The 25399-nt window shown below is 42.9% G+C and carries 25 protein-coding genes; 19 read left to right on the top strand and 6 right to left on the bottom strand.

Features of this window, described 5'->3' with window-relative positions:
• Together FC14_RS04640 and FC14_RS04635 are read right to left on the bottom strand one after the other, a co-directional pair.
• Positions 1–633 (bottom strand): Rpn family recombination-promoting nuclease/putative transposase (locus tag FC14_RS04640; RefSeq protein WP_202813003.1); only part of this gene is annotated, 633 nt, incomplete at its 3' end.
• Between the two features lie 167 nt (positions 634–800).
• Positions 801–1667: a DegV family protein gene (locus FC14_RS04635; RefSeq protein ID WP_056976673.1), complete on the bottom strand. Its 867-nt coding sequence runs from the start codon at positions 1665–1667 to the stop codon at positions 801–803.
• Between the two features lie 168 nt (positions 1668–1835).
• On the opposite strand from FC14_RS04635, the gene FC14_RS04630 reads away from it, so the two are divergent.
• The 7 genes from FC14_RS04630 (at position 1836) to cysK (ending at position 6683) form a co-directional block, all read left to right on the top strand.
• Positions 1836–2660: a Cof-type HAD-IIB family hydrolase gene (locus tag FC14_RS04630; protein ID WP_056976672.1), complete on the top strand. Its 825-nt coding sequence runs from the start codon at positions 1836–1838 to the stop codon at positions 2658–2660.
• 119 nt (positions 2661–2779) lie between these two features.
• Positions 2780–3100, top strand: coding sequence for a thioredoxin (gene trxA / locus FC14_RS04625; protein WP_056976671.1), 321 nt, complete (start codon positions 2780–2782; stop codon positions 3098–3100).
• Positions 3100–3474: a fluoride efflux transporter FluC gene (locus tag FC14_RS04620; protein WP_056976670.1), complete on the top strand. Its 375-nt coding sequence runs from the start codon at positions 3100–3102 to the stop codon at positions 3472–3474. Before trxA ends, FC14_RS04620 begins: the two co-directional genes overlap by 1 nt.
• The gene (locus tag FC14_RS04615; protein ID WP_056976669.1) at positions 3471–3812 is read left to right on the top strand and encodes a fluoride efflux transporter FluC; all 342 of its coding nucleotides are present in this window, start codon (positions 3471–3473) and stop codon (positions 3810–3812) included. Before FC14_RS04620 ends, FC14_RS04615 begins: the two co-directional genes overlap by 4 nt.
• Positions 3813–3852: 40 nt before the next feature.
• Positions 3853–4728, top strand: a complete 876-nt coding sequence (locus FC14_RS04610; protein ID WP_056976668.1) for a DegV family protein — start codon at positions 3853–3855, stop codon at positions 4726–4728.
• A gap of 170 nt (positions 4729–4898) precedes the next feature.
• A complete protein-coding gene (locus tag FC14_RS04605; RefSeq protein WP_056976667.1) occupies positions 4899–5732 on the top strand; it encodes a homoserine O-acetyltransferase/O-succinyltransferase family protein in 834 nt (277 codons plus the stop codon).
• A 21-nt stretch (positions 5733–5753) separates the two neighbouring features.
• Positions 5754–6683 carry a cysteine synthase A gene (cysK, locus tag FC14_RS04600; protein ID WP_056976666.1) on the top strand — a complete coding sequence of 310 codons (930 nt, stop codon included), beginning with the start codon at positions 5754–5756 and terminating at the stop codon, positions 6681–6683.
• A 122-nt stretch (positions 6684–6805) separates the two neighbouring features.
• On the opposite strand, the gene FC14_RS04595 is transcribed toward cysK, so the two are convergent.
• Positions 6806–9232 (bottom strand): Xaa-Pro dipeptidyl-peptidase, encoded by a 2427-nt coding sequence (locus FC14_RS04595; protein ID WP_056976665.1) that lies wholly within the window; start codon positions 9230–9232, stop codon positions 6806–6808.
• A gap of 151 nt (positions 9233–9383) precedes the next feature.
• Here FC14_RS04595 and FC14_RS04590 point away from each other — a divergent pair, with 151 nt between their 5' ends.
• The gene (locus FC14_RS04590; protein ID WP_056976664.1) at positions 9384–11003 is read left to right on the top strand and encodes a peptide ABC transporter substrate-binding protein; all 1620 of its coding nucleotides are present in this window, start codon (positions 9384–9386) and stop codon (positions 11001–11003) included.
• Between the two features lie 241 nt (positions 11004–11244).
• Positions 11245–12420, top strand: a complete 1176-nt coding sequence (locus FC14_RS04585) for a cation:proton antiporter (protein WP_056976663.1) — start codon at positions 11245–11247, stop codon at positions 12418–12420.
• Positions 12421–12460: 40 nt separating this feature from the next.
• On the opposite strand, the gene FC14_RS04580 is transcribed toward FC14_RS04585, so the two are convergent.
• Positions 12461–13855, bottom strand: coding sequence for an APC family permease (locus FC14_RS04580; RefSeq protein WP_056976662.1), 1395 nt, complete (start codon positions 13853–13855; stop codon positions 12461–12463).
• Between the two features lie 178 nt (positions 13856–14033).
• Here FC14_RS04580 and FC14_RS04575 point away from each other — a divergent pair, with 178 nt between their 5' ends.
• The 7 genes from FC14_RS04575 (at position 14034) to FC14_RS04545 (ending at position 19004) form a co-directional block, all read left to right on the top strand.
• Positions 14034–14471, top strand: a complete 438-nt coding sequence (locus FC14_RS04575; protein WP_056976661.1) for a Fur family transcriptional regulator — start codon at positions 14034–14036, stop codon at positions 14469–14471.
• 80 nt (positions 14472–14551) lie between these two features.
• Positions 14552–15025: a hypothetical protein gene (locus FC14_RS04570; protein ID WP_056976660.1), complete on the top strand. Its 474-nt coding sequence runs from the start codon at positions 14552–14554 to the stop codon at positions 15023–15025.
• A gap of 17 nt (positions 15026–15042) precedes the next feature.
• Positions 15043–15924 carry a DUF6681 family protein gene (locus FC14_RS04565; RefSeq protein ID WP_082618683.1) on the top strand — a complete coding sequence of 294 codons (882 nt, stop codon included), beginning with the start codon at positions 15043–15045 and terminating at the stop codon, positions 15922–15924.
• A gap of 192 nt (positions 15925–16116) precedes the next feature.
• Positions 16117–16857, top strand: a complete 741-nt coding sequence (locus tag FC14_RS04560) for an amino acid ABC transporter ATP-binding protein (RefSeq protein WP_050611547.1) — start codon at positions 16117–16119, stop codon at positions 16855–16857.
• Positions 16858–16901: 44 nt separating this feature from the next.
• On the top strand, positions 16902–17702 hold the full coding sequence (locus FC14_RS04555; RefSeq protein ID WP_056976691.1) for a transporter substrate-binding domain-containing protein: 801 nt from the start codon (positions 16902–16904) through the stop codon (positions 17700–17702).
• Positions 17699–18337 carry an amino acid ABC transporter permease gene (locus FC14_RS04550; RefSeq protein ID WP_056976659.1) on the top strand — a complete coding sequence of 213 codons (639 nt, stop codon included), beginning with the start codon at positions 17699–17701 and terminating at the stop codon, positions 18335–18337. The genes FC14_RS04555 and FC14_RS04550 overlap by 4 nt, the downstream gene beginning before the upstream one ends.
• Positions 18338–18350: 13 nt before the next feature.
• Entirely contained in the window at positions 18351–19004 is a 654-nt protein-coding gene (locus FC14_RS04545) for an amino acid ABC transporter permease (RefSeq protein WP_050611287.1), read from the top strand.
• 91 nt (positions 19005–19095) lie between these two features.
• Here the strand turns inward: FC14_RS04545 and FC14_RS04540 are convergent, their stop codons facing one another.
• Positions 19096–20412 carry an APC family permease gene (locus FC14_RS04540; protein ID WP_056976658.1) on the bottom strand — a complete coding sequence of 439 codons (1317 nt, stop codon included), beginning with the start codon at positions 20410–20412 and terminating at the stop codon, positions 19096–19098.
• Positions 20413–20637: 225 nt separating this feature from the next.
• Between FC14_RS04540 and FC14_RS04535 the strand changes: the two genes are divergently transcribed.
• The gene (locus FC14_RS04535; protein WP_056976657.1) at positions 20638–21045 is read left to right on the top strand and encodes a GNAT family N-acetyltransferase; all 408 of its coding nucleotides are present in this window, start codon (positions 20638–20640) and stop codon (positions 21043–21045) included.
• A gap of 46 nt (positions 21046–21091) precedes the next feature.
• Here FC14_RS04535 and hflX read toward each other — a convergent pair whose 3' ends face one another.
• Entirely contained in the window at positions 21092–22348 is a 1257-nt protein-coding gene (gene hflX, locus FC14_RS04530; protein WP_056976656.1) for a GTPase HflX, read from the bottom strand.
• 346 nt (positions 22349–22694) lie between these two features.
• Between hflX and FC14_RS04525 the strand changes: the two genes are divergently transcribed.
• Positions 22695–24320, top strand: a complete 1626-nt coding sequence (locus FC14_RS04525) for a peptide ABC transporter substrate-binding protein (RefSeq protein ID WP_056976655.1) — start codon at positions 22695–22697, stop codon at positions 24318–24320.
• A 146-nt stretch (positions 24321–24466) separates the two neighbouring features.
• Positions 24467–25396, top strand: coding sequence for an oligopeptide ABC transporter permease (opp3b, locus tag FC14_RS04520; protein WP_056976654.1), 930 nt, complete (start codon positions 24467–24469; stop codon positions 25394–25396).
• Positions 25397–25399: the final 3 nt, after the last annotated feature.

Raw genomic sequence — 25399 nt, 5'->3', positions numbered from 1 at the left:
CCAGTCGTTTCTTCTTTTAGCTAACTTTACTGCGTACTTAACTTCCCTGACAAAATTCGTTCTCCCTGCGGGCCGACCAGCAACCAGGTCGAAGAAGTCTTGTAATTCCTCGCTACAACCGGTCATGTCCCCGTAGGGGTTAAGAATTAAGGAGACAAACCCATCCTTAAACTTAAGCTCATTGACCCCGTTTGGCACCAAGTTGACCTCGTAAAATGAATTGCCTAGCCGGTACCAATCAAATAAGCAGATGAAAATCATATAGGTTTTGGGAATCTCACCGTAACTTTCTCGGGGGTAGAGGCGCTCCGTAATCATGGTGGAGTGGTAATACAAGATGCGCTGCATCAGATGCTTCGGCCGGATGGTTTGCATCTCAATATCAAACATCTCGCCGCCTTCACCGTAGGCGGAAATATCTAAGCGAATGTCCTTGGCATCGAGATTGGCACTAAGCCCATCCTGAGAGTGAACGTAGACTCGTTTAATCTTTAGCCGGGGTAAAGCAGCCTTAATCAGTTGTAAACACAACTGTGGTTGGGCCATTACCTTACTAAAGATGTAGTCATTACTGATATCTGACTGCTCCCACTCCTCTAAGAACTGGCGCCGTCTATTTTTGTAATGTTTCATGGAAACATCTCCTTTAGTTATTATATAAGAAAGCCATCTGAGATGGCATCAAAATGACCTTTCATTATAGATATACGCAAAAAAAGGCGGATTTGTTTTTTTCTTAACAAAACTGTAATAAAAAAACATCCAAGCCCAAAAGCTTGGATGAAAAAATCAGTTATTAGTTATTGATTGTCAGCAGGTTCTTCCTTGCTAGCGAGGGTGATAACACCGACTGCGTTAAGCCCGGTATGGGTCATAATCACGGGGCTGGTTAATTCACGTAAGCCACTAAAGGCCGCATCTGCTGGTAAGATAAGGTCATTTAACTTTTGTAAGAAGTCAGCGTCAGTTCCAACATTGGATAAACCGAGCGCCTTAATTGGATTATTAAGGTGGTGTTCGGCAATTTCTTTAGCGTGTTTTAAGAACAACTTCTTGCTGCGCCCCTTTGAGTAAACGTCTAGGCTGTTATCGCGTAAGCGGACGATGATTTTTAGGTTAATCAACTTAGTTAACATGCCCGCCATTTTGCTGACGCGTCCACCTGCTACTAAGCAATCAAGGTTATCAATTAAAACGTCGATGGTAGTCCGCTTATGAATATCTTGGCAGTGGGCGATGATTTCTTCGAGCGACTTACCGGCTTGAATATCTTTGGCAGCAGCTAAGACTTGGAAGGCGAGCCCGCGGTCAGTAGACTTACTGTTGATAACCGTTACCTTAGTATCGGTCATTGTGGCTGCCGTTTTAGCAGTTTCATAGGTCCCACTGAGAACATCTGACATCATAATTGCCAAGACTTCACTACCGTCTTTACCTAATTCGTTATAGGCTTCAACGAAGCGGCCCATAGCTGGTTGGCTAGTTTTGGGAATATTTCCTTGGCGTAAGTGTTCAACCAATTCTTGGCGGCTGATATCTTCACCATCAACGTAACTTTTACCATCAACTTCGACTGAAAGGGGGACGATGGTGATGTGGTATTTTTCAATTTCTTCAGCGGTTAATTGGATAGATGAGTCAGTTAAGAGTTTGAGCGTCGCTGTCATAAAAATGGCTCCTTAAATTCATAAATTTCATAATCAAGTATATTATAAACCCGCTAGTTTGGAAATCCAAGTTATTTAGACTGTAAGTCTAGTTGTTTTCCGTTGATTTGTTGGTACAAGTATGCTATATTGGTTTTTGTGAAAACGATTTAGAAAGAGTGGGTTAGTATGTATAAATTAGTTACCTGTGATATGGATGAAACTTTACTAAGTGATGACCGGATCATCACTCCTAAAACGGTTGCGGCCATTAAGGCAGCCAGTGCACAAGGAGTTTACTTTGTTCCTAATACAGGCCGGAATTTTCTCACGATTCAAGATAACCTAGCCACCCTAGGACTTAAGCAACAAAAAGGCCAATACGTTATTTCCTTTAACGGGGGGGCAATTGTTGAAAATGCGGGCCCTAAAGTTTTAACAACCCAGGCTTTAGACTTTGAAATTGCTAAGAAATTGTGGCAACTTGGAATGGACCGGGGGTACTGCGTGCATGTCTACACGGTTGATAAGCTTTATATTTGGAATCCATCCCAAACTGATGCAGCCTATTTAACTGGCCGGGTTGCCGGTTGGGAATTGCCGCAGGAAGCCATTGACATCTTAGCAACCACTCCAATCGTTAAGGTGCTTTATGAAGTCCTAGATGAACAAAAACGGCTTGAGGTAAAAGTAACTGTAAACGCTGAAATTGATGCTAGCCTAAATATTACCTTCTCATCTGACCGCTATGTCGAATTTAACGATCAAGCGGCCACAAAGGGGGCAGCCGTTTTGAAACTAGGGGAAATGCTCGGAATTAAGCGCGAGGAAATTATTGCGATTGGGGATAACGGCAACGATTTATCCATGATTGAAGCTTGTGGCTTAGGAGTAAGTATGGCTAATGGACGTGACTTCTTAAAGGCCAAGGCTCAATACGTTACCCAAAATGATAATAATCACGATGGGGTAGCAGAGGTCATTGAAAAATTTATTTTAAACCCAGCAGACTAAGTGTGAACAACCCGTATTTCTTGTTAAGCAAGGGGGACGGGTTTTTTAGTTGGTAAGATTGTAAAAACTATGGTAAGTTAGGGTAGTTATCAATATTACGTGAGAAGGGTTTGATTAAAATGGCAAAAAATTTATCCGCAAGTAACATCGAAGCAGAAACACAATCAGGCTTGACCTTGGTAGATTTTTGGGCAGAATGGTGTGGGCCTTGCCGCATGATGAATCCCGTGTTAGAGGCGTTAGAAAAGAAGTACCAGGGGCAAATCAAGTTTGCCAAGGTTAACGTTGATACTAACCAAGCTTTGGCCCAAAGTTATCAAATTATGAGTATCCCTGCGCTAATTTTATTCAAAGACGGAGTGGCCAAGGAAAAAGTAGTGGGTTATAAGCCTCAAGAGGCAATGGAAAAGTATTTAGACAGTAAGTTGGCAGAAAAATAATGAAACTAACTAACCTACTCAGTGTCGCTTTCTTCGCCTTTATTGGTGGTAATTTACGTTACTTAATTGGGCAAGCGTTAGGCTTAGTCGGCACACTTAGTGTTAACCTAGGTGGCTGCTTTTTGTTGTCCTTTTTGACCTACTATCTATTTGACAGACGCCACGTTCCAAGCTGGCTAACAACCGGACTAGGCACCGGCTTAATTGGGGCCTTTACCACCTTTTCGACTTTTAGCTTAGAGCTAAGCAAGTTACTTTTGGCCCACGCATGGGGTGCAGCTAGCGCTTACTTTTTGCTTTCTAGTGTTGGGGGCTTAACCTCAGTTTGGCTAGGCTACCTCTTAGCCCAAAGATTAAGGGGGCTAAACAGATGATGCTAGTCGGAACGGGGGCTGCCTTAGGGGCATGTCTAAGGTACCTAGTAACAACCTTAATTAAAAGGCACTCACACTTTAACTTTCCCTGGGCAACGCTATTGATTAACCTAAGCGGGGCTTTTTGCTTAGGCTTCTTGACTGGAAGTCAGATGGTTAACCCCTTTTTAGGGGCAGGATTTATGGGGGGATTTACTACTTTTTCTACCTTTAATACCGAGGTCTTTGCCCTAGGTGATGGGGGACTAAAAACTTTAGCCGTGCTGTACCTGGTTATTAGTTACCTTGGGGGGCTGGCTTTAGCCTTAGCCGGCTTGTTTTTGGGAAAAACGTGTTAAAATAGCATAGTAGACTAATAGAAAGTGAAGGTAAGCAGGGATGCAGATAGCACTTTTAACGGATAGTGCGGCTGGATTAGAACCGCAGCTGCTTAAGAAATATCAGGTCAAGGTAATCCCGGTACCACTAGAAATCAATGGCGTCCGGTATTATGAGGACCGGGACTTGAACTTAGAACAATACCGGGACATGCTTGCAGATAAGCTAGTAGGAAGTATCGCTCAGGTTCGGGTGGCTGAACTTGTAAAGAACTTAGAGCAACTGGTGGCACAAGGATATGATACCGTCCTAGGAATATGTCCTGCCGGCGGCCTAAGCACACTTGCCACCCACCTCCAGGCTTGTAGCGGTCAAATTGCCGGGCTAACTATTCATGCTTTTGACACGCAAACCATTGGCCGCCTACAAGGGCAGTTTGTTGAAGCAAGTGCGGAAATGATTGCCAGGGGTGATGATATACAGACTATCTTGAGAAAGCTGGGCCGGATGCGCCGTCAGCTACAAACATTTATAGCTCTCACCGACTTGAAGAGCCTTCAAAAACAGGGCTACGTTTCAAATGGCAAGTCATTTTTAAGTAAGAAAATCTTACCGTTACAGACTCTAGGTGAGATTAACGAACAGGGACAATTTGAAGTGTTCAATACCAAGCGCCGGGCCAAGAATGCCTATGCGGAGCTTCAAAGTTGGATTTATGCTAACTACGATGCGCTTGAAGACCGGATGCAGATTACCATTGTGGGTGATTACGACAACGAAGCCTTTCGTGACCACTGGGTGCCTAATTTAAGACAAGATTTCCCCAAAGCTAAGTTAGAGTTCGCCCAAATGGGGGTAGCAACGGCGCTTACCTTTGGTCTAAACAGTATTTTAGTTAGTTGGGGTCCGCGCTGGCAAGAGTTCTTAACGGAATAAAGCTTGGAAAACTATTTCTTAAAGAGAAAATTTTTAGGAAATAGTTTTTTTAATTAAGCAAGTCAGTCCAAAGGTAAACGCTTGCGTAGACAGGGAGAGGTCTTGTATAATAAAAGCCGTGTACAAAAAGTAAGCAGATTAATTTTAACATTAAGGAGTTAGTTTTTTTCATGGCAAGCAGTAGTCCACTTAAAATTGGAATTCTTAATATTATGCACGATAAGGTTGATACCAAAAAGAGGTTTGACTACGTGCTAACCAGGGCGCAAATGCCGGTGGAATTAAAGTATTTCTATCCTAAGGATCACTATCAAGGTAGGCCGGTTCCGTCGGAAGTAAGCGCAATGGCGGCCCCGCTAGAATTGGAGGAAGTTGCCAAGTTAGATGCTTTCATTGTGACTGGGGCTCCGATTGAAAAAATAGCTTTTAGTGAAGTAACCTATATGGCTGAGTTACATGAGCTGTTCGCTTTTTTAGAAGCTAAGCAGATTTGTCAGCTGTATGTTTGCTTCGGGGCGATGGCGGCTGCCAACTACTTTTATGGAATAGAAAAGCACCTCCTAGCCCAAAAGCTATTTGGAATCTATCCCCAAGTCATCGTTAATGACTCGCCTTTGCTTGCCGGATTAACTCCTGGCTTTTTGGCACCACATGCGCGCTATGCGGAATTAAGTCTAGCTCAGATTAAGCAAACCCCTGAGTTAAGGTTGCTTGCAACGACGGCAAAAGACGAGCTTTTTGCAATGGAGAGTAGGGATGGCCTACAGGCGTATCTTTTCTCCCACCTTGAATATGAAGGTGACGCCTTACTAAAAGAGTATCAGCGGGAGCTAGCGGCTTATCCAGACCAGGCCCAAACCTTGGCCCGGCCGCAAAATTACTTCGCACAGCCCGCAAGCATGCAAGGGCCCTTGTTTAAGTGGCAAGAAGCGCAGCAAGCCTTTTTCGCCAACTGGCTTCAATTAGTGGCGCGGCATGTTAGAGTAAGTGTAACGAATAAGTAAAAAGTGAAAGAAGGCTATACTATGGATAAAATCTATGATTCAGTAACAGAATTAATTGGACACACTCCGATTGTAAAATTAAATAACTTAGTCCCTGAAGATGCGGCTGATGTCTACGTTAAGTTAGAATTCTTCAATCCGGCTGGTTCCGTTAAGGATCGGATTGCTTTGGCAATGATTGAAGATGCTGAAAAGGCTGGTAAGTTGACTCCTGGTGGCACGATTATCGAACCAACCTCAGGTAACACTGGGATTGGGTTAGCTGCAGTTGGGGCAGCTAAGGGCTACCAAGTAATTATTGTGATGCCAGAAACCATGAGCTTGGAACGGCGGAAGTTAATGCAAGGCTACGGGGCCAAGCTAATCTTGACTCCAGGAGCTGATGGAATGAAGGGGTCAATTGCTAAGGCTAGCCAGTTGGCTAAAGATAATGGCTACTTTATGCCCATGCAGTTTGAAAATCCAGCTAACCCGACTGTCCATGAAGAAACAACTGGTCAAGAGATTTTAGCAGCCTTTGACGGTAAGTTAGACGCCTTTGTAGCAGGGGTTGGAACTGGGGGAACCTTGACCGGGGTAGGGCACGCCTTAAAGGTAGCCGACAAGAATATTCAAGTTTATGCCCTGGAACCAGCTGAATCCCCCCTCCTAAAAGAAGGTAAGGGTGGTAAGCACAAGATTCAAGGGATTTCTGCTGGCTTTATCCCAGAAGTTTTAGACAGAGAAATCTACGATGACGTCCTTGAAGTGGCTAGTGACGATGCCATTAACATGGCCCGTCAAGTTGCCTACAAGGAAGGGTTCTTACCAGGAATTTCTGCCGGTGCCAATATTTATGGGGCCATTGAAGTGGCGAAGAAGTTAGGTAAGGGTAAGAAGGTTGTAACGCTTGCTCCCGATGGTGGTGACCGTTACCTTTCAACCGACCTATTTGCAGGCTATGAAGGCTAATACATGACTTATAGATTCTGTCTCAAACTCCAGGCGCGAAAGCACTCGCACCCAGAGTTTGGTGCAGATTAAAAATGGTCGAAGATAGCGTTACTTAAAACGTTATCTTCGACCATTTTTAGTTAGTCAGCAATCCTGCTGGCATCAAAATCTAAACGACAAGCGGCTAAGTCTAAGCTGTAATTAAGCTCTTCGTTAGCGTGGACAGTCATTTCCATGTCGCTACTGTAAACAATTAAGCCTAGTTTATGGCCGGCTGGTAGTTTATAAAACATTGGCTGCAAGACCACATTCAAATCGTAGAAGGTATCAGGCTTCAGTTCATCATTTTGCCAAAGGCTGGTCCGGTTTTGGAGGTTGATGTGGCCCTTGGTAATCAGTTGGTAAGGGCTAGCCTTTTTTAACTTAAATTCAACCAGGTTATCTTCCCGGAAACGATAGCCGGCATTTAAGCCCTTGCTTAAAAGGAGGTCCGGGGTCTTGCCTAAACGTTTAGCTTGACCGTAGTCGACGAGCATAAAGCTTAATAACCCGTGGTCTTGGCTAGCTGCGACCCTAAGTTTTAAGCGGGGAGTCCCTTGTAGGTAAATAGCGGTAGTTAACGGTTGACTCTCGAATAGAAGGGAGCTAGTTGTTAGCGGGGCCTTCCTAGCTAGGAGGTCGGCTTGCCATTGGTGGTAATTTTGACTGTAGCGCTTGAAAGCCTCGGCTGGTAGGTGGTCAGTAAAACTAGCCGGGCCAGCGGCCGGATTAGGCTTAGCGACTAGTTGATGCTGATCAAAGTGCAAGCTATGAAGCTCGGTTTCAGCGCCATCCCAATCAGCAAATTGATGCCAAGTTCCTTCTAACGTATTATCTTGCACTAAAACATCTGGCAAGATTTCTGGAGCCTGGTTATCCAGGCCGTAGAGTTTATGGCTCAACCACAGGTTCATCATATCTGAGAAATCCAAAGATTGGAAATTATTGATATAAATGTGTTGGCCCTGGTGTAAGATGAGTTTGCGCTTGAGCTTGAGGTTTTCAGTTTGTTTGTAGAGGTTAAAGACGTTTCTGAGCTTAACGTTCCAGTCATTTAGACCGTGAACCATGACGATGCCGCACTTAATATTGTGCAAATCCTTGAGGTAATTACGGGCATCCCAAAAGCGGTTATAGTTTCCCGAGGTCCGGTCTTGGTCGGTTGTTACCTGCTTGAGGTCAGCTTCAAATTTGGCCTTGATTTGCAGGTAATCGGCTGCCTCTTTTTTCCGGCTAAAACATTCGGCAATTAAAACGTCGGCATCTTCGCCAGGAAAGCCCCCGGGAGCGACTACTAGCCCACCATCCCGGTAGTAGTCATACCAGTTGGAAATAGCGGCTTCGGAAATGATGGTCTTAAGTCCAGGGGTCCCGCTAGTAGCTGCTGCAGTTGCAAGTGTTCCCAAGTAGGATTTACCGGTCATTGCTACCGCGCCATTACACCACCAGGCTTTAATTTCGATATTATCGGTTTTATTAGTAAAGGCCTTACGACTTCCGGCGAGCCACTCGATAACTGCAACCGTTGAGGCTGTTTCTGCCGGAGACCCGCAGGTTCTTAGGCCATCTGAGTCCTTAGTACCAATTCCGGCGGCGTAAACGGCAGCGAAGCCCCGAGCGAGCATGTAATCATTAAATGTGTATGATAGCTCACGCTCCAAGCTTTCCTCTGCAAATTGGGCGTGGCCAGCAACCGGTCTTTTTTCGATTGGCCCAACTTTAGGAGCATGGTAGGCAATCTCTTCGTAGCTAGTGTTTGTGACCGACTTGGTAGCTAGCTTAACGTCGACCTTATGGGTTAGCTTTTTACCAAGCTGATCGTTAGTTCCCTGGTTATAGGGACTAGCTGTGTATAAAGCGGGCACCTTCAAACCGTTGTTAGTATCTAGTGGCCGAATGATTTCAACTTTAAGCAAGTCTGCGCGGCCGTCATGGTCACTGTCGAGGTCCGATTCGACGTAAACAACTTCGGAAATGAGCTTACTGGTATCAAAAATCGGCAGGGATTTGCCGTTGAAAAAGAGGGGCTTTTGTGTGGCAGCTAATTCATAAAACGAGGTGAAGTAGCCGGCACTAGCCAGGTTATCTAAGAGGGTACGCCCATTTTTACCAACGGTTTCTAGCAAATCATACCAAGCCAGTAGCAAGTCTTCCTTGCTATTAATAGTAGGGTGGTAAGCGAGGTTTAGCCGTTTTAAAGCTGTAAAAACGTCCGCTAAGTCAAAGTCTTCGTCGACTTCAAAGCCTAGCAATTGTAAGGCCACCGCGTAGAAACTTGCGGCGTTAACGGTATTAGTGGTGGTATATTCTAGGACCGTTTGGTATTCGTTAGCTAACAGACTATTAAGCCGGGCCTTCTTCGCGCTTTGACTGTGGGCTAAGGGCGATGCTTGGGCCAAGAAGTGGAGCCATAAGGCATTAGGGGTAATTTTATTAAGCTCTACCCCAGTTAAAAAGCGAATAGTTTGAAGCTCTTTTAAAGCTTGGGGGTAAGAAACGGTTACTTTTCCAAATTGATTAAAACGCATAAACAACCCTCCGTAAGATTAATTAGCATTATTATACCACTTACAACTAAAAAATTTCTTGGGGTAGACGAGGGTTATTGCGTGCAATTTCAGAAAAAATAACTTACAATTAGTAGGTAAATTTAGCAAAGATAAGAGAGGGGTTAATGTTATGATTAAGAAAGGGTGGCTAGCCTTAGTTAGTACGGCTTTAGTGGGGACACTTTTTTTGGCCGCTTGCGGTCAGACAAAAAGCCAACAGGCTAGTAATAAGCAAGAATTAAACGTTGCGACCACGGCGGAAATGGCTACGTTAAACACCGTGAAGTATAGCGATACTTCTAGTCTAGAAGCCTTACAAAATACCTTTGAAGGTTTGTATCGCTTCAACACTAAGAGTAAGCCAGTCTTAGCCGGGGCCCAAAGTGTCAAGGTTAGTGCAGATAAGAAAACTTATACATTTACTTTAAGAAAAGATGCCAAGTGGTCTAATGGTGATCCGGTTGTGGCTAGCGACTATGTTTACGCTTGGCGCAACATGGTTGATCCTAAGCAAGCTTCCCCTAACTCCCAACGCTTTTTACCAATTAAAAATGGCTTGAAAACAGCTACTGGTGAGTTACCGGTTGACCAATTGGGGGTTAAGGCACTTAGCAAGTACCAACTGGAAGTTCAATTAGAAGCTCCTATCTCATATTTACCAGAATTACTAACCGGGGCGCCATTTTATCCGCAAGACCAAAAATTTGTTGAAAAAACCGGTTCTGCTTACGGAACTAGCGCGGCTAAGACCGTCTTTAATGGTCCCTTTGTCGTAAAGAACTGGACGGGAACAAACCTCAAGTGGAATTATGTCAAGAATAAGGATTACTGGGATAAAAAGGCGGTTAGCTTGAAGCAAGTTAACGTGCAAGTGGTTAAAGATACTTCAACGGCAGCCAAGCTTTACCAAACCGGTAAGCTCGACTACACCGCTTTAAGCACTGATTATATTAGACAATACAAGAGCACCCCGGGTTATCACACTAAGAGTATTCCTTTAATTGGTTACATGGCCTTTAATGTTCACCGGCCAGATACCGCCAACGTTCACTTTAGAAAGGCGATTGCACAGGCTTACGATAAGCAGTTATTGGTGAAAAAGGTGCTTCACGCTGGTTCACCATTAAACGGAATTGTGCCAGCTAACTTTGCCTTTAATAGCCAAACGGACACGGATTACCGCAAAGATGCCGGTGACATGTTAACCTACAATCTAAAGGCGGCGCGCAAGCAGTGGGCCTTAGCTAAAAAGGAACTGGGTAAGGATAAGTTAAGCGTTGAAATTTTAACCTCAGATACGACTGAGTCTAAGCAAGTCGGCGAATACCTCCAAAGCCAGTTGGAGGCTAACCTCAAAGGTTTAACAGTGACGGTTAGATCTATTCCGCTTAAGTCCCGCTTACAGGCCACAACTAACTATGACTTCGATATTGTCTACGGAACTTGGCAACCGGATTACGCCGACCCAGTTAACTTCATCAGCGACGGGGGTCAATACCACTTGGATGATGATTACCACAATGCCAACTACAGAAACTTGTTGAACCAAGCGGCCACAACCTATGCGACCGATACTAACAAACGGTGGGCAACGTTAATCAAGGCTGAAAAGCAGTTAATTAAAGACGATGCCTTTACCGCACCGGTTTACCAAGGGGCAATGGCTTACCTATTGAAAGACAAGGTTCATGGATTAAATATCTCACCATACGGGACGATGCTCTTCTATCGTGACGTAACCATCAAGTAATAAGTTATAATCGAGAAGTTAAGCTACTTATTAGGAGCTTGACTTCTTTTTTAGTAGCAGAAGTTAATTATTAAATTTTTCTAAAGCTGAAATTAATTGCCACTTTCTTTGCGTATATTAAATATGAAGAAGGACGGTTAGAGCCTAGGTGGCAAAAAATTGGCCTAGGCTAGGGCTTTTTTGTATAATTAAAGGGAAAGTTTTTTTATGTATGTAAATTGAAAGGAAGGATGAAGGAAATATGGCATATTTAGGGACCCTAAGTTTAATTTTAATTACGACAGCATTAGCCGGCCAGCTCTGTCGTAGGTTTGGGATCCCCGCCGTCATTGGACAATTATTAGTCGGGATTATCTTAGGTCCAGCTGTCTTAGGCTTAATCAAAACCAATGATTTTGTAGAAATTTTTGCAGAGATTGGGGTAATTATCTTAATGTTTATGGCGGGGTTGGAAAGTGACCTCGGTTTATTGAAAAAATATGTTAAACCCGCGACGTCGGTAGCCGTGATGGGCGTGATTGTTCCGGTAATCTTAGTTTATGGTTTCGGGCGCTTGTTTGACTTTAACAACGAAGAGGCTATCTTTTTAGGTGTAACCTTTGCGGCGACTTCCGTTAGCATCTCGGTCGAAGTGCTTAAGGAGCTTCACAAGTTGGACTCGAAAGAAGGAACAACTATCCTGGGGGCGGCGGTAATCGACGATATTTTAGCCGTGCTTATCCTAGGTGCTTTAGTCAGTGTCTTCAGCGATGTGGCTCAAGCTGAAGGGGGCCACGTTCAAACCAATCTTTGGGCGGGGTTAATCTACCAAGTGCTCTTCTTTGGGGTAATTTACCTACTCTTCAAGTGGATTGCGCCCCTCTTGATTAAGGTGGCCGAGAAGATGACTATCCCCTCTGCTGTCATTTTGGTTTCATTGGTAATCTGCTTAGGCATGGCCTACTTAGCAGAAATGGTTGGTTTAAGTGGAATTGTCGGTTCCTTCTTTGCGGGGGTGGCTGTTGCCCAAACCCCAGCTAAAAACAAGATTGATGAAAACATTGAGCCGATTGGTTATGCGGTCTTTATTCCCGTCTTCTTTATTAGCATCGGCTTAAATATGACCTTTAAAGGCTTCTTTGATGATTTAGTCTTTATCATCGGCCTAACCATTTTGGCCTTACTAACCAAGTGGGTCGGTTGTGGGTTAGGTGCAAAGTTACTCGGGATGGACTTTTCATCCGGAAATATTATCGGCTCGGGGATGGTTTCGCGCGGAGAAATGGCATTAATTATCGCTCAAGTCGGTTATGAGGCCCACCTTTTGAGTAGCAAATACTATTCAGGCGTGATTATCGTAATTATCTTAACGACGGTGATTGCACCCTTTATGCTTAAAGGGGCAATTAACCGCCAACGTAAATTGGAAGCTAACTAAAAAATAACAACTTTCTCGTAAGTGGGAAAGTCGTTATTTTTTAGTCTTTATTTAAGAGACTGTGTTTAATTCCGTAAGTAAAGTAAATTACCGCCCCGATTGCAAACCAGATAAGGGAAGCAATCCATGTTTCTAGTGAAAGTTGGTTTAACATGAAGAGGCATAAGAACACGGAAATCAAAGGCAAAACTGGATAAAATGGTACCTTGTAACCACCCTCGTTAGGGATGTCAGTCCGCTTTCTTAAAGGAATGACCCCTAATGAAACGAAGGTGAAGGCGATTAAAGTCCCAATGTTAACCAGGTTGATTAACTGTGTTAGGGAAACAAAGCCCCCCATCAAAGCCACGATGATGACGACCACCGTCATACTGTGTTCAGGGGTATGAGTTTTTTCATTAACTTGCCCTAAGAACTTAGGTAACAAGCCATCGCGTCCAATTGAGTAGATTAAACGGGATGATGAAAAAATCATGGAAAACATCATGGTAAACATCCCGGCTAAAGCCCCTAAGGAAATGATACCAGCCACCCAGTTTTGGTTAACTACGTTTAAGGCAAAGGCAACAGGATCACCGACATCTAGCTTAGTGTAAGATACCATTCCGGTTAAGACCATGGACACCAGGATATAAAGGACGGTACAAATAATTAGGGTTCCTAAAATCCCGCGGGGCATGTTTTTCTTAGGTTCCTTAACTTCGGCAGCAGAAGCGGCAACTACGTCAAAACCAAGGTAGGCAAAGAAGACTAAGGAAGCCCCCTTGAAAATCCCGCTAGCACCGAAAGGCATAAATGGTGACCAGTTGGCTGGCTTAACGTAAAAGACCCCGACTAGTAAGAAGAGGACGATGACCGCAATCTTAACTAAAACCATGATATTGTTAAGCCTAATGGACGAACTAACCCCGCGGCTGGAAATAAAGGCAATAAACAAAATGATTAAAATAGCAACAAGGTTAACGTAGGTTCCATGAGTTGGATCAAAGTTGGCTGTTAATGCTTTAGGCATGTGAATGCCAAAGCCTGCTAACAGTGAGTTGAAATAGGCGGCCCAACTAGTAGATACAGCCGCCACGGCTAACATATATTCCAAAATTAAAGCCCAACCTAAAAACCAGCCGACAACTTCACCGAAAATGATATTTCCAAATGAATAAGCACTCCCAGCAATTGGCAAGGCAGATGAAAATTCAGCGTAACACATCGCTACGGTAGAACAGACTAAAGCTGCCAAGACAAAGGAGAGCATGATGGCTGGCCCACTATGGACGGCGGCTACTGTCCCGGGCAGGATAAAGATCCCCGTCCCGATAACGGCCCCAATTCCCATCCCAATCAAGTCGCGGGCGTTAAGGGTTTTGACTAATTTTTTATCTTTGTCGAGATAGCGTGATAAACTTTCTTTTTGAAAAATCCGCTCTCTAATCCCCATGATTTTTCCTCCTTAGATATATTAATAGGATAGACTTATCTTACTTAAGTTAAGATTAGATGTCAATGAGAAATGTGATTTTTTTTACAATATTAACTTAAGATTAAGGTGGTCGCAATTGGAAACGGTCTATGTTAAAATCTTTTAAGGGTAATAATTACTATTTAGAGGTGAGTTTATGTTAGATGAAGCCCTGTACTTATTAAAGTCCCACAACTATAAAGTAACTAAACAAAGAAAGAGTCTGCTTGAATGTCTTTATAGTAAGTGTCGCCACCATTACGTTGACGTAGTCGAGATTGATGCCGAGTTACGCAAGCTTTACCCGGGAATGAGCCACAATACCATCTACCGTAACATGCGCGAGTTTGCTCAAATTGGTATTATTGAAATGAAAACTAAGGCTAGCGGTGCTTGCGTCAAGTATCAGTGTGATTTTAGTAATTTGCATCACCACCATTTCATCTGTCGGAAGTGCGGGCTAGTCAAGGAGGTACAAATGTGCCCAATGACAGTCTTTGAAAGTCAGTTGCCGGGTTGTCAAATAGAAGAACACCGCTTTGAACTTCACGGCTTGTGCGCTGACTGTGCTAACAAGCAGGCTAAGAATTCGTAAATTATTAATGAATAAGCTAGCTATCTAGGTTTTTTTGACGTACAATTAGCTAGAAATCAGTTAGAAACGAGGGAATTTTAATGGCATATCGTACTGCACCTTTCATAACACCATTTGCAATTATGTCAGCCGTTTTAGCTTTAGGTGCAACTAACGTGGCTGTTAACACAGTTACACATACTTCGGAAGGAAAGGTTCGTAGTTCTGCGGTTAGTAGTGTTAGCCAAGCAAGCAGTTCAATGGTTTCTGAAAAATCTAAGCCGGAAGACGAACGCGCAAGTAAGTCTAGTATGACCTCCAGTGAGGAGCAGTTGCGGTCAAGTAGTAGCAAAACGACTACTTCCCAGGTCGATGATGACACGCCAACAACGACTGATGATGACGCAGCTAGTTCCAGCGCAGACAAGGTCAGCTCTTCTTCAAGTACAGCTAAGGCTAGTTCTTCAAGCCAGGCCACTGACCAAACTGCTAGTTCCAATCAAACTACGGACACGACTAACACCAATGACGGTGGGACGACGACTAATGATAATACAACTACCAATAATCAATAAGTTAGGGGGAAAATAGAGTGGTTAGTATTTTAAGCATGATTAACAGTTACCTATCTTATATCAACTTAAATGTTAAAATTAAAAATCAAGTCTATACGACCTTAGCGACGATTGGGAATTTTTATTTACTCTACGTTTCTTACCGTTTCTTTGTGAATGGCTTTATTGTGCGGGGCTTATTATTTATCTTAGCCTTTTTGCTAATAGCTTACTTCGCCTACCTGAATATCTTGTATTACTTTACAAAGGACAAAAAGTCACGGTATGATATTTCACCATGGATTGAGAAGACATTCCATCTAACACCTAAGGATCCCCTAACTGAGGCTGCTAAAAAGAAAGCCAGCCAAGTTGGTTTTGTCCAAACAAATGGAATTTTTAAAAATGAGGATTTCCTCCCAGCCGAAGTGAAGTTTGATACGCAAGCTAAGGAAAACCTAGAAAAATTGGTTAAGTCCTTAGTGCAAGTTGGTTATTTAAGCCTGGATTATGATGGTCAAAGTGACGAGGTACTCTTTAAATTAGCCAAGCAAGGCCAAGCTCAACGAGCACTCGGCCAGCCTAAGGCATTACCTTACTTTGAATTAGTGGCTAGCGAAAAGAAGCTGCTAATCTATGGGGGGCTAAATCAGATGGAGAAAATGGTCTTAGGAGAAATAACCACCGTAGGTTTAATGCCGGCCTTAGAGGCTTATAAGACTTACCACCTCTACTTAGCGACGGCGATGATTACTGGGGGACCGGTAAAAGTAGCTGGCCGGGTTGATGTGATTGAAAAGGTGGAACCATACCGCTTAGAGATTCAAGTGGCTTATAGAAAGCGAAGCCAAGCTCAGCCTAAGAATTCGGTGAATGTATCTGCCCAAGCGACCCCGACCTACAGACGGCGGCGTCATTAAAAAACAAGTAATATCTTTTAACATCGGGTTGGTTTTAGCCCGCGCAAATTCCTTGCGCGGGCTTTTTTGATGGCTGAAAGCAAAGAAGTCACGTGATAAAACATTACATTAAATCGCAAAAAATTCTTGCTAAAATTAGAATTAGAAATTATACTTAAAAAGTAACTTAATTTTAAGAAAGCAGGGATGAAGATGGCAATGATTGAATTTAGTCATGTTGACAAATACTATGGCAAATTCCAGGCGTTAAAGGATATTAACTTGGAGATTTCCCAGGGCGAAGTTGTCGTTATTATCGGACCTTCTGGTTCGGGTAAAAGTACTTTGATTAGGACAATCAACGGGTTAGAGGAAATCGAGTCTGGTCGCCTAGTTGTCAATGGCCTTAACCTTGCTGATAAGAAGACTAATCTAAATGAATTACGGCGTAACGTGGGGATGGTATTTCAACACTTTAACCTCTATGCTAACAAGACCGTGTTGGAAAATATTATGTTGGCTCCAAGATTGGTACTTAAGCGGGATGAAGCAGAAAATAAGCGCCTAGCGATGGAGCTGTTGGAAACGGTTGGTTTGGCTGAAAAGGCAAATTCATATCCCCGGCAGTTATCTGGGGGGCAAAAACAACGGGTGGCAATTGCCCGTTCGTTGGCTATGAAACCAAAGGTGCTCTTATTTGATGAACCCACTTCAGCCTTAGACCCGGAAATGATTGATGATGTGTTAAATGTTATGCAAGAGATTGCCAAGAAAGGTGATATGACCATGGTGGTTGTCACGCACGAAATGGGTTTTGCCCGGGAAGTGGCAGACCGAGTGATTTTCTTTGATCAAGGGCAAGTCGTTGAAGATGATAGTACTGAAGATTTCTTTAAGCATCCTAAAGAAGAACGGGCACGGCAATTCTTGAGTAAGATCATTACCCATAAGTAAGCGGGGTGAGCAAATTGAGAGTTAATTTTAAAAAGCTAGCTTTAATGGCGGTAGGGTTGGTCTGTCTGTTTGCAACCAGCGCCTGTTCCAAAAGTAGCCAAAAGAACCTTTACCAAGCGGATCAACAGACCAAAACGATTACGTGGGGGATAAAGAGTGATACTAGGTTATTTGGCTTGATGAACATTAAGAACGGTAAGTCTGAAGGGTTTGATATTGACTTAGCCAAGGCTTTAACTAAGAAAATCTACGGTCAAGATGCCCAGGCTAAATTTGAGACCACTACCATCACCACGAAGATTCCGCTATTAAAAAATGGCAACATCGATGCGGTAATCGCGGCGATGACAATCACACCGGAAAGGCAGAAATACGTTGACTTTTCTAAGCCTTACTTTAACGCCGGGCAATCCTTGTTGGTCAAGGAGGGCAGCCCTGTAAAAAGCATTGCGGACCTCAATCAAAAAGGGCGGGTGGTCTTAGCGGTTAAAGGCTCTGTCGCGGTTGCAAACGTTAAGAAGTACGCTCCTAAGGCTAAAGTATTAGAGTATGACGATTACGGCCAAACGTTTACCGCCCTGAAATCCGGGCAAGGTGACGCCATGACTACCGATAACGGGATTTTATATGGAATTGCTAAGGAAAACCCTGGTTACGCGGTGGTAGGTGGTACCTTTACCAATGAACCTTATGGAATTGCGGTTAATAAGGGCCAAAAGCAGTTGCTTGCGGCAATCAATAAAGCCCTAAGCGAATTGAAGGCTGATGGAACCTATGACCGCATTGCCACCAAGTGGTTTGGCGACGTTGCTGGTTTTGATTTGAAGGGGGCCAAGGGAGAATGATAACTTTATTTTTAGATAATTGGCAAACTTATTTGACCGGCTTTGGCAACACCATTTTGGCCAGCATAATAGCGTTAGTCTTTAGTTTAATAATCGGCTCGGCGTTTGCGATTATGGAACTGTTGCCAAGTCGGCTATTACGAGTAATAGCTCACATATACATTGAAGTTTTTAGAAATATCCCGCTCTTGGTAGTGGCGATGTTCTTTTACATTGTGGTTCCCCAATACGTGGTCAAGCTAGATGGCTTTACGGCGGGGACGATTGGGTTAACCCTATATACGTCTTCTTTTATCGCAGAAACTGTTCGCGCTGGGATTTTAGCGGTTGACCCAGGGCAAATGGAAGGGGCAAGAGCCAACGGCTTAACTTACTGGCAAGCTATGAGATACATTGTTTTGCCCCAAGCCTATAAGATTGTGATTCCACCGCTAGGAAACCAATTCATTAATTTGATTAAAAATTCGTCTGTCTTAGCCTTTTTGGCTGGCTTTGACTTAATGTATCAAGCGCAAACGGTGGCTTCAGCGACCTTTAAAACCTTCTCGGCCTACTTTATCGTTGGCTTCTTTTACTTGGTTTTGACCTTGCCGTTAAGCTACTACATGCGCTACCTAGAAAAGAAATTAGCTTAAGGGGGGGATTTTGATGACATTACTAGCACATGCTTATTCGGCTGAAAATATTAACTTTTTGTTCCAAGGATTGTGGGTAACAATCAAAGTCTCACTAATTTCGATTATCTTAAGCTTTATTTTTGGCCTAATTTTCGGGATTATTCGGTACGTTCAGTTTCCTTACTTGTCAAAGATCGTTGGCTTTATAATTGATATTATTAGAAATCTACCCCTGTTGTTGATTTTCTTTTTTACCTACTTTGGAGTACCAGAGTTGGGTTTGCGGGTAAATCCGGTGTCTGCTTCAATTATGGCCCTAGTGATTTTTGAATCGATGATGCTGGCTGAAATTGTGAGAAGTGGGATTTTGGCAGTTGACCCCGGTCAAATGGAAGGAGCCCGGGCCAACGGTTTAACTTATTGGCAGGCAATGCAACACATTATCTTACCGCAGGCCTTAACCAAGATGATTCCGCCACTAGTATCCCAGTTTATTTCCTTAATTAAGGATACTTCCTTGGCGACGATTATCGTCTTACCGGACCTACTTTACCACGCCCAAATTATTTATAGTCAAAATACGACTTATATGTTACCGATGTACTTAATGATTGCAATCATGTACTTTGTAGTGTGTTACCTCTTATCGTTAGTAGCACGCTATTTAGAAAAAAGGTTGGCCTAATTTAGGTCTGTCTAAAAGTATAATAACCAAGCCCTAGGTGAAGCTAACTGCTTTATCTAGGGCTTGGTTATTTATTAGACCTTCTTATGGATTATTTTTTACACTTAATCAGGTAGACGGGAATGCCTAAAGCCACAAAGAAAATGGAGGCTAACACTCCCGTTAAATCGGAATTTAGTTCACTTACTAAGACAAAGACCCCGCCTAAAATAGCGACAATCGGGGTGAAGGGATAAAGGGGTACCCGGAAAGGACTAGCTGTCTTTAGGCGCCGTAATTTGAAGAGACCAAAGAAGGCCAGGACGTAGAATAAGTAAATTGTAAAAATACATAATTCCGATAGGCGGTCGGCATCGACGGTTACGGCCATAAGAGCAGCAATTGAGCAGACGGTTAAGGTTGCCACCATCGGTGTGCGCATCCTTTTATTAAGGTAGGCTAACTGCTTAGAAAAAGGTAGCTCGTCATTTTTAGCCATGGCGTACATAATCCGGGGGAAAGTCATCACCTTACCGTTAATACAACCGGCAATGGAGATGATGATTCCGATATTAAGTAACTTGCCACCGACTTGTCCAAAGGCGATGGTTGCAAAGTGGGCGGCGGCTTGGTCACCTAGCCTGTGAATGAGACTGGCTGGTACTACCCGGAAGATACCGGCGGTAACTAGCATATAGATGATTAAGACCAGCCCAATTCCAAAGACGATAGCTTTAGGCAACAGTTTTTGGGGATTTTTAATCTCGCCCCCCATATTGGCGATTAAGACCCAGCCGTCATAGGCGAAGAGGGTGGCAAGAATCGCCATCCCAAAACCATTGAAACTGACGGAGCCACTGGTAGTGGCTACCTGGTTAAAAGCGTTGGCTTTACCAAATAGCAGCCCAAAGATGATAATCGCTGCGATTGGCAAGAGTTTACCGATGGTAGTGATTACCTGAAAGGCTGCCCCATAACGGTTAGAGAGCAAGTTAAAGGCTGCAATTAAAGCAATCACAATGACCGCCAAGAGGGGCGTACTTGTCTTGGGAAGGTCAAAGAAGGCCACTAGAAGTGTTGCTAAGTAGGAGCCTAAGGCCGCAATTAAGGTAGGACCGTAGACGATAATTTGCATCCACCCAGCTAAAAAGCCCCAGAATTTGCCATAAATCTTTTCTAGGTAAACGTACAGTCCGCCTGTATGGGGCATCTGAGAACCAATCTCGGCAATCGTTAAGCCAGAAGCCATGGTGATTAGGCCGCCGACTAACCAGGCGACTAAAGCAAGGTTGGTTGAATGAGCGTAGTCTAAAACCGCCGCTTGTTTGAAAAAGATTCCCGAACCAATAACGGTCCCGATAACTAAGGAGAGGGAGGAGATTAGTCCTAAAGAACGGTTAAGACCAATCTGCTCTTCTGATTGTTTCATTTTAAGTTCCTGCTTTCTATAGTTTTTTGAATAAGAATTTAAAAATTGCTTAAGGTTAATTTTAATTGAAATTACAAGCTATGCAAGTTTTTTTAAGAAAAAATGAGTAAATTTGCATAAAAATGCGGATAAATTCTTGAAAAAGATAATTTTTTACAATATAATTAAAATGTCTTTTTATAATTTTTTTCTAATTTTATTTTTATGTAGATAGGGGATGAAAGCATGGACATTGTGGTTAATCCGAAAATCAATAAGTCGGAACTCAGTCGTTTCTTTACCGAAATGGAGCAGCAAGCTGATGCCGAGGAAGTGGCGAGTTTTAAAAAAGGGTTAAAGAAATCTTATGTAATAGCCGCTTATGAGGATAAAAAGCTAATTGGTTTTGTCAAAGCCGTTAGCGACTACGCAACGCTAGTATACATTCAAGATTTACTAGTGTTACCAAGTTATCAACATTTGCGCGTTAATAAAACCCTCATGCACCACTTATTGAACTACTTTGGAACAATTGAACAGGTAGTAATTTCTCCCCTAATCAAAGCGGATGCCAAGTTTTACCGCCAATTGGGCTTTAGTGCTGGAGTTGAACAGGGATTGGAGACATACTTCGTTGATCGAAGGGCGAGGTAGTTAAAAAGCTAACAAAAAGCGGACCAGTTGCGTCCGCTTTTTACTTTTATTCACTTAAAAACTGTGCCAATTGACCAGCTAATTTAGGCGCAACTTCTGCCTTAACTAAATAGCCTGTTTCTAGGTAGTCTTGCTTAGAGATGCTAGCTTGTTGATTAAGCAGGTCTAAATAGCGACCTTGATCATAAGGAATTAAGTAGGTGTGTTCTTCGTAGTCTTTGAATAACTCTTTTTTAATCAGTTCCAGTAACAGTTCGATTGATTCGACTTGGCGGGCGCTGTAAGTGATTTGATTTCCTTCAGCCACTGGATAGGTTAGCTGACTTTTGTCGGCCTTGTTATAGGCATAAATCATGGGGATGTCAGTCACACCGATTTCTTTTAGGGTAGCCTCAGTCGTGGCAATCATCTCTTTAGCATGTTCATCTGCCCCATCGATAACTTGAATCAACAAGTCGGCCTGGGCAGCTTCTTCCAAGGTAGCCCTAAAGGATTTGACTAACTGGTGGGGGAGTTTAGACACGAACCCGACGGTATCGCTAAGTAGGAATTCCTTCTTGTCATCTAAGCTAATTTTTCTAACAGCAGTATCTAAGGTGGCAAAGAGCATATCCTTTTCGAAGACCTGCTTAGATTGCTTGGCGCCAGTCAGAGCCAAAATCTGGTTCATGGTGGTAGACTTTCCTGCGTTGGTATAACCAACTAAAGCGACGGTTTTTAGTTGATTTTTTTGCCGCTGTTGCCGCTGGACTGCGTGATTTTTAGTGAGTTCTTTTAACTCCTTGCGCAAATTGCTTATGCGCTTTTGAATGACCCGGCGGTTTAACTCGAGCTTGGTTTCACCGGCCCCCCGGTTGGTATAACCACCACCCGCATTTCCAGCTGTTTGTTGGTCTAACTGGTCTTTTTTACCGGTCTGTAAGCGCGGCAGTTGGTATTGGAGCTTGGCAATCTGGACCTGGAGTTTTGCTTCCTTGGTGCGGGCACGGGAAGCAAAGATTTCTAAAATAAGGGCGGTCCGGTCGAGAATGGTTAGGTTCGTGATAGTTTCTAAATTGCGGATTTGGGTAGGCGTGAGTTCATCGTTAACGACTAGTAACTGGGCGTCATAAATCTCACTAGCGGTTTTAATTTCTTCCGCCTTACCTTTACCGAAGTAAGTGGCAGCTACAGGTTGTTCTAGCTTTTGCCGGATTTCTTTAACAACCGTTAAGTTATCGGCGCTGGCTAAAGCGGCTAATTCTTCCATTGTGTAATCGAAATTAGCCTGATTGTTTTCGATGCCTGCAATAATAGTGTTCATTAAAATTCACCTCGTAACTAGTATACCATTAACCAGCATAGTGAGGATTAGTAGCCAAAATGAAAGGAAGGACAGGTTTTTTGAAATTAGATTGCAAAATAATGAGCAAATAACTCACATTTTGATGTTAGGAAGAATTAAATTGCTTGCAATGTGAGCCTTTTAATTACTGAATTATTAAAAAAAACCGGGGTTAAAAATACCTGAAAAAGGCTAAATATGGGCTTTTTGTGTAAAAATTATGAAGAAAATTAAAAAATATACTTGTATTTAATAACATTATCATATAGAATTGAGTTAATCGTTATGTAAAAATATATATGTTTTGTTAAGGGAGTTGTTAGAAATGAAGCTTTCAAAGATTGTTAAGCTCGGTGCAGTTGCTGCATTGTCAGCTACTTTCTTAGTAGCCTGTGGCCAAAAGAGCTCATCATCTAGCTCGCAACAAGTCTTAAATTGGGATGAGACTGCTGAGCTACCAACCATGGATTTATCTACAGCTACAGACGTTGTTAGTTTTGATACTTTGAATAACACGATGGAAGGTCTCTATCGTTTAGGCAAGGATTCTAAGTTGGAACCTGGTTTGGCAACTAAGACAGAGGTTTCCAAAGACGGTTTGACTTATACGTTCACATTGCGTAAAGATTCTAAGTGGTCAAACGGAGACAAGGTAACAGCCAATGACTTCGTTTATTCATGGCAAAGAACCGTTGATCCTAAGACAGCTTCACAATATGCTTACCTCTTCTCAGGGATTAAGAACGCCGATGACATTATGAATGGTAAGGCCGACGTATCTACTTTAGGGGTAAAGGCCGATGGTGACTACAAGTTAGTCGTAACCTTAGATAAGAAGATTCCATACTTCAAGTTATTGATGGGTTTCCCAACCTTCTTCCCTCAAGACAAGGCAGTGGTTGAAAAGTACGGTAGCAAGTATGGGACCCAATCTAAGTACATGGTTTACAATGGTCCATTTAAGTTAACTGGCTGGACTGGTTCTGACCTTAACTGGACTTTAGCTAAGAACAATGATTACTGGGATAAGAAGGATGTTAAGTTAGCTAAGATTAACTTCAGTGTTAACAAGTCTAACACCACTTCATACAACTTGTACCAATCTGGTAAGTTAGATGCAACTCCACTTTCTTCACAACAAGCAAAACAATTGAAGGGTAAGGAAGGTTACACTATCCGCCGGGCAGCTTCTACCTTCTATCTCCAATTCAACCAAGACAAAGATCTATACTTCAAGAATGCTAAGATTCGCGAAGCAATCTCACTTGTAATTAACCGTAAGCAATTCGTTGATAAGGTTTTAGGGGACGGTTCAACTGTTGCTAAGGGCTTAGTTTCACCAGGACTTGCAACTTACAATGGCAAAGACTTCTCAGACCAAGCTTACACAGCCGCTGCAGTTAGCTACAACGTTGCTAAGGCTAAGAAGCTTTGGGCTGAAGGTTTGAAAGAACTTGGGGTATCAGAATTATCCTTCTCAGTGATGAGTGATGATTCAGATAAGGCAAAGCAATCAACTGAATTCTTGCAAAGTGCAATTGAATCTAACTTGAAGGGTGCTAAGGTAACTGCAACTAACGTTCCATTCAAGACTCGGCTTGCTCGCTCAGAAAGTGGCGACTTTGACATCGTTCTTTCTGCTTGGGGGGCTGACTTCTCAGATCCAATTTCATTCTTGGAATTGTTCACATCCGATAACCCACAAAACGATGGGGCTTGGAAGAACGCCGAATTTGACAAGTTAATTGAAGCTGCTGGGAATGAAGATGCTGGTAACACAGGCAAACGTTGGAATGATATGGTTGACGCTGAAAAGATTTTGATGAATGACGTCGGAATTTCACCAATCTACCACCAAGCAACAGCATGGATGGTTAACCCTAAAGTTAAGGGCATCGTTTACAATTCAGCTGGTGCTAACTACAACTTCAAAGAAGCATATATTAAATAAGACATAGATTCTTATAATCAGTGGGGGATTGACTAATTTGTAATAGAATTGTCAATTCCCTATTCTGATTATTAGCAATAATTTTAAATAAATTTATACGGGGCTTTCTCTGAGAGAAAAATTCCGAGAAATGAGAGGAATAATTTATGCGTAAATACCTTTTAAAAAGGGTGTTCTACATGCTGCTAACCCTCTTTTTAGTAGCAACCATTACCTTCTTTTTAATGAAGTTAATGCCAGGGACGCCATATTCTAACCAAGAAAAAATGACGGCGGCACAAATTCAAATCATGAACGAACAGTACGGTTTGAATAAGCCGGTTTGGCAACAATATTTAATTTATATTGCCGATATGCTCCATGGTGATTTGGGAACTTCCTTCCAATACAGTAACCAACCAGTTACCTACTTGATTTTTAGCCGGATTGGACCCTCTGCACAGCTAGGGTTACAGGCAATGATTTTTGGTTTGGTATTTGGGATTATTATTGGTTCTATCGCAGCCATCAACCACAATACTTGGATTGATACGACGGCTACAGTTGTTTCCATTATCGGTAAATCAGTACCTAACTTCGTTTTGGCCGTACTTTTACAATACTACATCGCCTTGAAGTTAGGCTGGTTCCCAATCGCCGACTGGGGTGGTTTTTCATACACCATCTTGCCGATGATTGCTTTGGGGGTAGGACCCCTAGCGGAAACGGCCCGGTTTATTCGAACCGGGATGGTCGATGTTTTGAACTCTGATTATATCGAACTTGCTCGGGCTAAAGGTTTAAGCAAGTTTGGGATTGTCTTCCACCACGCTTTACGTAATAGTTTGATTCCATTGGTTACTCTAATCGGACCATATACTGTTGCTTTGATGACAGGGTCAATGGTTATTGAAAATATCTTCTCAATTCCAGGGATTGGGGAACAATTCGTTAAGTCAATCTTGACTAATGACTACCCAACTATCATGGGGGTTACAATGTTATACTCCTTTGGGTTAGTGGTTATCATCTTGATTACAGACATTGTTTACGGTATCATCGATCCACGAATTCGCTTGACAGGAAATGGGGACTAGATT

Source organism: Ligilactobacillus agilis DSM 20509, from assembly GCF_001436215.1.
GTDB classification, from domain to species: Bacteria; Bacillota; Bacilli; order Lactobacillales; family Lactobacillaceae; genus Ligilactobacillus; species Ligilactobacillus agilis.
This window is presented reverse-complemented; position numbering and strand designations above follow the sequence as displayed.